Origin of the sequence: Mastigocoleus testarum BC008 (genome assembly GCF_001456025.1) — a bacterium.
In the GTDB taxonomy this organism is placed as follows: Bacteria; Cyanobacteriota; Cyanobacteriia; order Cyanobacteriales; family Nostocaceae; genus Mastigocoleus; species Mastigocoleus testarum.
On record NZ_LMTZ01000017.1, the window covers coordinates 23,564 to 34,999 of the forward strand.

Here is an 11,436-nt window from a genome sequence, read left to right on the forward strand (position 1 = left end):
ATTGAAACAGAATATTTCTTATTTAATTGCATGCGATCGCGAAATTGCAATTAACATTAATCCCTATTAGGGATTGAAACGCTTCCCACTTGGTCTATGTTGCCACTACCAACCCAAAATTGCAATTAACATTAATCCCTATTAGGGATTGAAACCCTTCGTTGACCCATATTGCAAAATCGTTAGCCAATTGCAATTAACATTAATCCCTATTAGGGATTGAAACCTTTCATTTCACAATCAAATATTTTGGCTAATCTCTTAAATTGCAATTAACATTAATCCCTATTAGGGATTGAAACAGGAATAATTATCGAGAAGAGAAAGACAGCGTAGTTATTGCAATTAACATTAATCCCTATTAGGGATTGAAAAGTCCCCCAAAATTGGGGGATTGAGGGGGCTAATAACTAATCTGCTCCCTCAATAGGCGCAAAACCTTGACGCTGAATATTCTCCGTAATCGTACGCGGTTCGAGGAATTGTAACAAATAATCTGGACCGCCAGCTTTAAAACCGACACCAGAAAGTTTAAAACCACCGAAGGGTTGTCGCGATACTATCGCCCCAGTAGTATTACGGTTAATATACAAATTACCTACTTCAAAATCTTCCTCCGCTTGCTCAATATGGGAAGGAGTACGAGAATAAAGCCCGCCAGTTAAAGCATAATTAGTATTATTTGCAACTTCTAATCCTTGCTGAAAATCTTTAACTTTAATTACTGCTACCACCGGACCAAAAATTTCTTCCTGAGCTATGACCGCGTCGGGTGTAACATCTGCAAAGATTACCGGACCAACAAAATAACCACCTTCCGGTGCTGACATTTCCAAAGCAACTCGTGCTTCGGCTTTACCCTTAGCAATATATTCGCGGATTCGAGATTGGGCTGTAGCATCAATTACTGGTACAACTTGAGTTGAAGGTAAATCCGATTTACCAATATTTAAGGATTTTGTTGCTTCAACAAACCTTTGCAAAAAACTGTCGTAAACACTTTCTAAAACTACCACTCGGGAACATGCAGAACATTTTTGTCCGCTATAACCAAAGGCTGACATAACAATTCCGGCGACAGCTTGATCTAAATCGGCACTTTCATCGACTATGACTGCATTTTTACCACCCATCTCCGCAATTACCCGCTTTAAGTGCTTTTGTTCTGATCGCAAAATAGCCGCATTTGCATAAATTCGACAACCAACTTCCTGGGAACCTGTAAAAGCAATAATATGGGTTTCGGGATGATTCACTAAATAGGAACCAACTACCGAACCTTTTCCGGGTACATATTGAAATACACCTTGAGGAATTCCTGCTTCTACCAAAACTTCTGCAATTTTGGCTGCAATAACTGAAGATGTTTCCGCAGGTTTAAGTAAGGTACAGTTACCAGTAACTAAAGCTGCAACCGTCATTCCTGTCGCGATCGCAATTGGATAATTCCAAGGTGAAATTACAACTGCAATTCCCCGTGGTTGGTAAACACAACGATTTGTCTCACCGGAAATATCATAGTTATAACCCCGATCTAAACGCTCCATTTCGTCAGCATAGTAACGACAAAAGTCGATCGCTTCGCTAACTTCTGCATCTGCTTCCTTGAGGGCTTTTCCTACTTCAAAAACTACCCAAGCAGCCAATTCGGCGCGACGTTGTTCCATTAAATCTGCAGCTTTGCGTAAAATTCCCGCACGTTCTTTGACAGGGGTTTTCCGCCAAGCAGGAAAGGCTGTTTTTGCAGCTTGAATGGCGGTTTCGGCTTGTTCGACACTAATAAGTCCGATTTTACCTACCACCTCAGTATAATTTGAAGGGTTCAGGGAATTTACAAAATTCTCAGTATTAACATATTCACCATTAATCAAAGGTAAATATGTTTTACCAAGTTGTTGATGAATACTTGCAATTGTATTTTCAGCAAGATTTCTTGCGTGTTCTCCAGCATAATCTGTATCAGCAGCACCGGGGAAACCTCCTGTAATGGGAGCAGCAACACTAGAATTACCATTCTCATTTGCTTTTCCGTTACTTTCCCTGATTTCTCCCTCCTGTTTGGGAACCGGTGGAGCTAATAACTCCTCAGGGGGACGATCCTCCATATTTTGCCGCAAGAAGGAACTATTAGCAGTATTTTCTAATAGACGACGAATTAAATACGCCATTCCCGGTAACAATTTACCGTAAGGACAGTAAACCCTTGTCCGATAACCCTTATCAGCTAGAGTCGCAGCAATTTTATCCCCCATACCATAGAGAACTTGCATTTCAAACGAGCGAGGGGGAACATTTAAACTTTCAGCAATTGCGATCGCTCGGGAAAGGGATCTAATATTATGACTACCAATTGCAGCATAAACATATTGATGATTTTCTAACAATAATTGAGTTATAAATTCAAAATTAAGATCTGTTGCAGCCTTATCGTTATAAACAGGTATATCCCAATGTTTTTGTGTTGCTTTGATAGTTTCTTGATCCCAATACGCACCTTTAACCAAACGAATAGTAATTGGATAACCCCGTTCTTTAGCCCAATTAATTAAGTCTCGAGCATCCTCTTTACTGTCATGCAAATAGGCTTGCACGGTCATCCCAATATCGGTACGTTGTCTAAACTCATCCTCCATTAATAGTTTTTTCAAAATCTTGAAAGTAATATCTTTGTAGATATACTGTTCCATATCAAAATGGACTGCAACTCCTAATTCTTGAGCACGATTTAGTAAAGTGCGAATGCGTGAGGTAACCTTTTCTTCGCTTCCTTTTTCATCGAGGGGATCGAACTGGGAATAAAAAGCTGTTAATTTAACTGAAACTTGAACTTTTGGTAATTGTTCTCCATTAGCTTCATCAATTAATGGTACAGTTTTCCAACTCTTAGCAGCTTCTGCTAACTGTTCCATTAACTTCAAATAGCTATCTAAATAAGCTTGAGCTTCGATTTCAGTAATGACCGCTTCACCGAGTAAATCCACGGTAAAAGCCATTTTATCCTTGCGTAATCTTTCAATTGTTTTGAGAGCTTGTTTAATATTTTCTCCAGAAATATATTTTTGAGCCAAAGTTTCTACCGCTTTAGAAACAGTTGTAGCTGTAATTTGTCCTGGAGGTGATTCGGGGCTAGCAAAATTGAGCATTCCTTTAAGTGCTGAGGGTAACTCCACAGACTCATCACTCAGATACTCTTGTATATGTCTTGCAATTTCCGGTTTACTTTGTAGAGCTGGAAGGGTATCAATAAAACGAAATAACTGTACCCGCAATCCGGGATTACTCATAGCCCATGCAAGGATTTTATCGTCCCAACGCATGCGATCGCGCAAAGAAGAAAATATTGAACCGCCTTCTCTTTGTGCAATTAAAAGTTGTCTAGCTATTTCCTGGGTTTTAGCTTCGTAGATCTCTTGATTTGCTCGTACAACCACTGGTGGTAGACTCCTTATAAAATATCAAGTTTTCCTGAGAAAACCTATGTATCTATTGTGGCGCTTGGATTCTATTACCACCATATTCGTCAGGAAATTTTATGATGTTTTGGGGATTTGCGACTGAGGATTGGAGATTGGGGACTTGCGACTGGGGATTAGGGATTTGCGACTGGGGGATTAGTAACTGACAACTGTTAACTGATAACTGATAACTGATAACTGAAAAACAATAGATTAGCACCCATCAAAACTTATATAAAAAATTTATTCATTAACTTGCTTGAGCAAAGCCATCCACATATCCGCAGGTTCAGAATAATAATCGATTTCTTCAACTTCATACTTCTGAGTCCCCGAAGCATTAGCTAAAATTATACAGTCGCCACATTTAATATTTTTCCATCTAGCACTCATACAACCTCGAGTGCAGTCATTATCAAGGACTTCAAATACATAATCGCGCCCAGCAACTAAACCAGTGTAATCGTAGGTCTGATTTCGCTGAAACTTAAAAGTTGTTAATACTTCGTGGGATAACCAACCCAAAAAAGTATTTAGACTAACACCTGAGGAAATTAAAAACATAAGTGGGATTAAAGAAGATAAATTTCAAGTAATCTCGCACAGGTTATAAATATCACGAAAATCCTGCACTTAATACTTAGGTATTCTAACCCGTATCTCCTAAAATAATTTCATAAAACGATAGAAATAATCAATTTTTTACATATTTATAAAGATATCGATAAAGCTAATAAAACTGTAATGTTTGATTCTTATTACTTATTTCACAACTGGCAGAAATTCAAACAAAGTTGATCCAAATTAGGCATTTATCGTACTTAAATTTAACTCTTATTTAATTTTTATTAAACAAGTACATACATATAAAATATTTTATACAGATTTTAGTGATCTAAGTCATAGACATTTAACATTTAATTCGATCTCAAAAATATGTATTTTACAAAGCGTAGAATGGGAATATTTATTTTGTTAAACTACCAATAGCCAAAATATTAAATTGTATAATTTACATTATATTAAAATTTTTATCCGAAAATATTTACTTAGCAGTTCCAATAATACTTATTATTTTATTTATCCAATTAAATACATTTTAATTAATTAAATACTGTAGCCTTTTAGACCATAAAAAAAGATGTAATTTTAATTAAAAATTATTTTCATTGATTTCTGTTGGACCTTCTAATAAGGAAAGAAAAATTTCCCATTCCCCTTCAGAAAGTAAAGTAGATTGTGGTTGTATAGTTTCTTCCTTCGCTGCAATTAAAGCAATTTCCCGCAGATATTCACTTAAACTTAAAGACCTGTTAGCAGCAGCTGTTTGCAATGTTTGCTTTTCTTCTTCGCTAAGTTGAATTTCAACAATAGTACTTCTGGTTTCGGGAGATGTGGACATGGAAACATCGATTGGGAGTATATTTGATTATGTAAAATCTTAACACCCCATCCTATGATAAGTCTCTATATACCGACAAAACTATGTAATATATAATTTCTTGTATAAAAATAAATCAAATTTCTGTTTTCTGTATTTATAGTTACATTCGAGCAAAATATTCTAAAAGTAATCTGTGAATAAAAATATAACCACCACCAACTTTTTGTAAGAAAATTCGTTCTGTAGCGTAGTCCAAAAAAGCAGCATAATTCCAAGGAATAGAACCTCTCTGGAATAGAAGTATGCGTATAATAAGATGTTTTACGCAGGTATCAACACCACCAGCAACTATACCGAAACTGAACCCAAAAATTGTCCATCCATTGACGCTCCAACCTAACATAGTTGCTGTAAAACGAAGTATTGAGGCTCCAATGATTCCGAATAATAATGAATTTTTGGCTGATTTTCTAATTCCTTGACCTGGATTAGTAATCTTTTGAATTTTCGGTCCCGTAAAACCACGAATTATGACAAAAAATAATCCCATACTCAAGCCAAAAATAATTCCCCTCAACGCCCGCATCCATACAGAAAAATCAAAGCTGATAATACCTAGAAATACTTTGTCTAATTCTAGTTCGGTAACATTTAGTTTAAGTAGTATACCTAAAGCTAATCCATAAATCATTCCTTTAACTAGATTTTTTCTTGCATTTTTCCACGACCATTGCAGCGTTTCTACAGGATTAATTCGATTTAAGCCAAAATATAGCCAGAAAAATACAATGGTGAGTGAAAGGGATATTATTGCTTTCTCTGGAGGTATTGTTTTAATTACATGTATCGCAACTAACCATCCAATACCAGTAAATGTAAGCAAAGAACACAGTATGTAAAGTCGGTATAAATTTTTAGGTAAAAGATCTGGCTGCATTCTTTCAATTAAAAATACTGTTTGCGATCGCTCTTTTAGTTTTCGTGCTAACCAACTCAACCAGTAAATAGATTGATTTTTAGAGTAGCTGTGTTTAGCAACCCGTCTCTCAAACATTCTTTGGACGTACTTATTAAATAAATGTTGACGATGTTCCTCCAAAGTCATTCCTGGTAATTCTGTAATCGATATACCCTGATAGGCTAAGGTCATAATATTTAGCATTAAGGGCGATTTTGCTAATTCCTGTAATGTTTTATTGGTTTGAAGCGCTTGTTTGAGAGCATAAAGTTCTGTACCCAGATTTTGAAGATATTGATATACCTGTTCTAAAGTTAAGGGTTGAATATAGATTGCAGTTTGAAAATGGAGCCGATGAGATAAATTTTGGTAATCTTTGATTCGACTACAAACTATAATTTCTGTTTCCCCATAATTTTGGCAAAATTGATTAATTGCTGCGACACAAGCATCTCTCAAACTAGAATTTACTTCATCTAACCCGTCTAAAAGTAATAATAATTGTTGATTATCTATCCATTTTTGAGCAATTTCTTTCGAGACTTGATAACTAGTATTAAGTTCTTTAACTAGCCATTGTTCGATACTTATTTTGGAATTAGTCCAAGTGGAAAGATTTAATACTACTGGAATTGGTTGGTTGATATTTTGCTGAGCAATTCTGATTAAATCGCGAGTTATTTCTAGTAATGTTGTAGTTTTACCTGAACCCGGTTCGCCTAATATCAACAAGGAACGACCAGTTCCCATTTGTAAAAATAGATCGATAGCTTTGCTATTTTGACTTATTTCCTGTCGCGTTTGTTCGCTAGTTTCCCATAGCATTCCCCAAGGATGAGCTAAAACATCTAGGCGATTTTCTAAACCTAATTCAATTAAAGCTACTCCATGTAAAGAAGTTTCTAAAACACCTTTTACCCAATAGTTTTTTACCTTGTTGATTAATATTTGGCGGTTGCGGTAACTTTGCTGACTATATTGGGTACCAAATGGTGTATTTAAATTGACTTCAGACAAACCGGGTGGTTGAGTTGGAACCTGGTTAATATTATCTTGACTAATATTATTTTGCTTAATATTCTCAGGTTCGAGTCGCTTCCAATTTTCTCTCTCTTCGGGTAAAGCTTTATCTTGAGAATATCTATTTTGAGAATCTCGATTATTTAGACTTTGAAATTTCGAAATTTGAGTTTCTGGGGACTGAACGGATAAATCTTGTTGTGATAAAGCCCGATCTGAGAAAAATTGATCTTGTGGTTGCAAAGCTGCTAACATCGCTTTTGCATTTGGAAAGCGATCGCCGGAATTGATTTTTGTCGCCCGATTTAAAATATTTTTTAGAAAACTACTAATATCGCTTCTCGATTCCCAAATTGTCTCGCCAGTTTGAGGATGATTCTGTAAATATTCCGGAGATACTCCAGTTAATAAAGAAATTGCTGTCATTCCCAAACTGTAAATATCGCTAGCAAAGATTGGTTTACCTACGGCTTGTTCTGGTGGCATAAAACCAGGAGTACCAGTTACTATTGTGTTAGTAATTTCACCCCCTAGTTCTATAGTAGGGTCAACAATTTCTTTCGCAATTCCAAAATCAATTAAAACTGGCTTAGAATCTTTTTCCCGATAAATAATATTTCCCGGTTTAATATCTCTATGGATAATTCCTTTGGAATGAATATAATCTAAAACAGGTAAAATATCTATTAAAATATTTTGAACTAAATCCTCGCTAAAAAATCCTTCTTGTCGTAACTTTTGACTTAATGTTAAACCGTCAATGAGTTCTTGAACTAAATAAAACTGTTCGTTTTCGACAAAATAGGCATATAGTTTTGGTATTTGATTATTCTCTTTACCCAATTCTTCTAAAATTGCAGCTTCCCGTGCAAACCTTTCCTGCATAAGCTGATAGACATGCGGCTTCTCTACTACAGGTTTTAATTGTTTGATGACACAAATAGGTTGGGAAGGAAGATGGGTATCTTCCGCTAGAAAAGTTTTGCCAAAACCACCTTTCCCCAACGTTCTAATGATGCGATAACGATTATTTAACACCGCTGGTATCATTTGATTTTGTTTGGCAGGAGCTTGTCTTAATATTAATTATGTCGATTTATCTCAAGATATGCATTTATTATCATTAGATAATCTTTAACATTTTAAAATATAATGTCACTTTATTTACTCTTATTTATAAATGATTACCCTAAGGAATAAATTCTCTATTTATAGCGTTAGGCGTAAGTAAAAACAGACCGCGTCCTTACGGGCGACCAAAAGCTTACAATTCATAGCCTTCAGCACTTACTAATATCCCAATCTTGTTACGTAGTGCTGTATAACAGTTGGCTAAATATGACATTAGCCATAAGTTTATTAAAATATTCTGGGAAATATTGCTTTTTAAAGATAATTGTTATACGCCATTTATCAAAAAAAGCTATTACAACTAACTACAAATCAGTAAGTAAAGTCAACCTAAAAAGCTAAAAACCTGCTTTAAAGAGTATTTTACTTCTCCTTTGTTTCTCCTGACCCCTTCATTCTCACAGTATTATCCTTCAAGAGATTCCCAGACATTAGTAGTGAGCGATTTGAGTGAATTCAGTAAAATTTGCATAAAAATCTGGAAAACAAATCCTCTATCCTGAAGTACATGTTATGATGTATTATCATCCTTGATAAGTACTCCAATTCAGCGCGAAAAATAAGGGATAGAGCAATGTAGTACTCAATTTCAATCGGGTTTGTAAACACGTGAATTTAAGTAACTGTAATTCACTTAGTTACTTGATAGTAGAAAGTTCGCGAATAAATCTGATGATTTGAATTTGTAAATTAAATCTATGGTTTAAATCAATAACGGTATTTCAAAGTTTAAGTAGGCTGATTCTTTAGCAGCTATTGTGTAGAGATGTAACATAGTAATTCTCTACAAAACTGTTAATGTTTTACTTCAGCGTAGTGAAACATAGCTTTGAAAAATCCTTAATTTTCCATGGATTTAAATTTGTGGGTTCAATCTGTCGATTGAAATTGCTAAGGATTAAAAGTAATGAGACAAATATATAAGTATCCCCGTACCCGTCATATTCAGGGTTCGAGAATTCAACCTGGGGATGGGAACTTAAATAATATTCCGTTTGGGGAAATTCAACACAAATATGTAGTTGTTGAAGAAAAGGTTGATGGAGCAAATGCAGCTATTAGCTTTAGTGCTGATGGGAAGTTGCTTCTGCAAAGTAGGGGTCACTATCTAACCGGAGGAGCAAGGGAAAGACACTTTAATTTATTCAAACAATGGGCTAATACCCACGTTACTGCTCTTTGGGAAGTTTTGGGTAGTCGTTATATTTTGTTTGGAGAATGGATGTATGCAAAACATACGGTCTTTTATGATGCTCTACCCCATTATTTCCTGGAATATGATGTCTGGGATTTAGAAAAACTAGTATTTCTCAGTACGAGGGAAAGAAAAAATTTATTAAATGGTTTGAATTTAGTTTCCGTACCAGTGTTATTTACTGGTGAGTTGAAATCATATCAGCAACTATTAAATTTTTTGGGTAAGTCCAATTATCAGACCTCAAAGCATTTAGAGCGTTTTCAAGAGATTTGTCTAGCACAAGGACTTGATGTTGAGCGATCGCTAAAACAAACTGACCAAAGTTCCTTGATGGAAGGTTTGTATATCAAGGTTGAGTCGGACGATGTAGTAGAAGCTCGATATAAATATGTGCGTTCTAGTTTCTTGACTACAATTCAAAATTCCGACGGTCATTGGTTGAATCGTCCGATTATTCCCAATGTTCTGCGCTCTGATGTGGATTTGTTTTCCAGCAAAACCCTGTAGAGACGTACCAGAGGCTACGCCGACGCCGAAGGCTCTGGTACGTCTCTACCACCAGTCAACATTAATTAAAACTACATAAATAAGGAATAAGAAAATGACTTGGATATTTCCCCATTGTCCGACTGGGGATAGTTTATCGATTGATTGGTCTGTTTTGGAAAGGGAATTTGACTGCTTAGCACAACTTGCTGATTGTCCTCAAGACAAGCGTTTTCACGCAGAAGGTGACGTTTTAACCCATACAAGGTTAGTCTGCGAAGCTTTGGTAAATTTATCTGAATGGCAGATGTTACCAGAGCAAAAAAGAAGTATTTTATTTGCTGCTGCTTTATTGCACGATATTGGAAAACCTTCCACCACCGAGATAGAAGAGGATGGAACTATTTCATCGAAAGGACATGTTTTACAGGGTGTAAGAATGACACAACAGATCCTCTGGGATTTGGGAGTTCCTTTTCACTGTCGGGAAGAAGTTGTCAATTTGGTGAGGTACGGTAGTCTACCTTTGTGGTTTTGGGATAAACCGAATCCAGAGAAAGCTGTAATTCAAGTTAGTCAGTTTGTCGGTTGCGATATGCTCGCAATGTTAGCTGAAGCTGATGTTAAAGGAAGATGTTGTAGCGATCGCGATGTTCTATTGGAACGAATTGATTTTTTTCGCGAATTTTGTCGAGAAAATGATTGTTTCGACCAACCGAGAAGTTTTTTATCTCCCCACAGTAGATTTGTTTACTTTCATAAAGAAAATGCTGACCCCAATTATCACGCTTATGACGATACTCATTTTCAAGTAACGATGATGTCGGGTTTACCAGGTTCGGGAAAAGATACTTGGATTAAAGAAAATTGTTCCGACCTCAAAGTGATTTCCCTCGACGAACTACGACGTTCTATGGGTGTAGAACCAACTGAAAATCAAGGAATAGTTGCAAATCGAGCCAAAGCGATCGCAAAAGAATATATGCGCAATGGGGAGTCTTTTGTCTGGAATGCAACTAATATCAATCGACAGTTAAGGGATATATTAATTCGTTTATTTACTTCTTATCAAGCAAGGATACGTATTGTTTATCTAGAAACTGCTTGGGAAGAGTTATTACAACGAAATAAAACTCGCGTTCATAAGGTACCAGAAAAAGTACTTTACAAAATGAGAAATCGCTTAGATGTACCGAGAATAACAGAAGCTCACGAGGTTGAGTGGGTTATTAGCGCTACGCGCAAGTAAGGAGTCAGGAGTCAGGAGTCAGGAGTCAGGAGTCAGGAGTAAGGAGTCAGGAGTCAGGAGTCAGGAGTCAGGAGTCAGGAGTCAGGAGTCAGGATTCAGAAGTCAGCAGGAGTAAGTGGTTTAGGAGTATTTACTATAGTATTCTTGTTTATAACTCTGGCTGCTTCTTTGACAAAACCTTTGTATAAAGCCGAAGGTAAGTTACTCTTAAAAAAAAACAAACGCGATATCTTCTCTCACAGGAGTGGGAACGCAAATTGGTAAATTAGAAACATTACAAGGTAAAGATACAAGTCCTTTAAATACGGAAGCAGAAGTTATCCGTTCAGTCTCTATAGTTTTCTGAACAATAGAGACTGAACGGATAACTTCTGCTTCCGTATTTAAAGGACTTGTATCTTTACCTTGTAATGTTTCTAATTTACCAATTTGCGTTCCCACTCCTGTGAGAGAAGATATCGCGTTTGTTTTTTTTTAAGAGTAACTTACCTTCGGCTTTATACAAAGGTTTTGTCAAAGAAGCAGCCAGAGTTATAAACAAGAATACTATAGTAA

Annotated in this window: 8 protein-coding genes and 1 CRISPR repeat array (1 of these 9 running past the window's edge); of the genes, 3 read left to right on the forward strand and 5 right to left on the reverse strand. The window is 36.2% G+C overall.

Annotation, left to right across the window (positions count from 1 at the left end; genetic code table 11):
• A CRISPR array of direct repeats spans nucleotides 1-375; the repeat unit is 38 nt; unit sequence AATTGCAATTAACATTAATCCCTATTAGGGATTGAAAC (it extends 30 nt beyond the left edge of the window).
• A gap of 35 nt (nucleotides 376-410) precedes the next feature.
• The 4 genes from pruA to BC008_RS04550 form a co-directional block, all read right to left on the reverse strand.
• A complete protein-coding gene (pruA, locus tag BC008_RS04535; RefSeq protein WP_058183219.1) occupies nucleotides 411-3,431 on the reverse strand; it encodes an L-glutamate gamma-semialdehyde dehydrogenase in 3,021 nt (1,006 codons plus the stop codon).
• Nucleotides 3,432-3,698: 267 nt separating this feature from the next.
• On the reverse strand, nucleotides 3,699-4,019 hold the full coding sequence (locus BC008_RS04540) for a hypothetical protein (RefSeq protein WP_027845397.1): 321 nt from the start codon (nucleotides 4,017-4,019) through the stop codon (nucleotides 3,699-3,701).
• 589 nt (nucleotides 4,020-4,608) lie between these two features.
• Nucleotides 4,609-4,857 (reverse strand): type II toxin-antitoxin system TacA family antitoxin, encoded by a 249-nt coding sequence (locus BC008_RS04545; RefSeq protein ID WP_058183221.1) that lies wholly within the window; start codon nucleotides 4,855-4,857, stop codon nucleotides 4,609-4,611.
• A 142-nt stretch (nucleotides 4,858-4,999) separates the two neighbouring features.
• Entirely contained in the window at nucleotides 5,000-7,867 is a 2,868-nt protein-coding gene (locus BC008_RS04550; protein ID WP_058183223.1) for a protein kinase domain-containing protein, read from the reverse strand.
• Nucleotides 7,868-8,855: 988 nt separating this feature from the next.
• Here BC008_RS04550 and BC008_RS04555 point away from each other — a divergent pair.
• The 3 genes from BC008_RS04555 (at nucleotide 8,856) to BC008_RS48025 (ending at nucleotide 10,996) form a co-directional block, all read left to right on the forward strand.
• Entirely contained in the window at nucleotides 8,856-9,653 is a 798-nt protein-coding gene (locus tag BC008_RS04555) for an RNA ligase family protein (RefSeq protein WP_027845396.1), read from the forward strand.
• Between the two features lie 94 nt (nucleotides 9,654-9,747).
• Nucleotides 9,748-10,881, forward strand: coding sequence for an AAA family ATPase (locus BC008_RS04560; RefSeq protein WP_036267302.1), 1,134 nt, complete (start codon nucleotides 9,748-9,750; stop codon nucleotides 10,879-10,881).
• Nucleotides 10,850-10,996, forward strand: coding sequence for a hypothetical protein (locus BC008_RS48025; protein ID WP_201026079.1), 147 nt, complete (start codon nucleotides 10,850-10,852; stop codon nucleotides 10,994-10,996). The genes BC008_RS04560 and BC008_RS48025 overlap by 32 nt, the downstream gene beginning before the upstream one ends.
• 92 nt (nucleotides 10,997-11,088) lie before the next feature.
• On the opposite strand, the gene BC008_RS52430 is transcribed toward BC008_RS48025, so the two are convergent.
• Entirely contained in the window at nucleotides 11,089-11,322 is a 234-nt protein-coding gene (locus BC008_RS52430; RefSeq protein ID WP_058183226.1) for a hypothetical protein, read from the reverse strand.
• Nucleotides 11,323-11,436 lie beyond the last annotated feature (114 nt).

Excerpts from the sequence above, each read along its gene's own strand:
- BC008_RS04540 (WP_027845397.1), bottom strand. The coding sequence starts at position 4,019 with ATGTTTTTAATTTCCTCAGGTGTTAGTCTAAATACTTTTTTGGGTTGG.
- BC008_RS04545 (WP_058183221.1), bottom strand. The coding sequence starts at position 4,857 with ATGTCCACATCTCCCGAAACCAGAAGTACTATTGTTGAAATTCAACTT.
- BC008_RS04550 (WP_058183223.1), bottom strand. The coding sequence starts at position 7,867 with ATGATACCAGCGGTGTTAAATAATCGTTATCGCATCATTAGAACGTTG.
- BC008_RS04555 (WP_027845396.1), top strand. The coding sequence starts at position 8,856 with ATGAGACAAATATATAAGTATCCCCGTACCCGTCATATTCAGGGTTCG.
- BC008_RS04560 (WP_036267302.1), top strand. The coding sequence starts at position 9,748 with ATGACTTGGATATTTCCCCATTGTCCGACTGGGGATAGTTTATCGATT.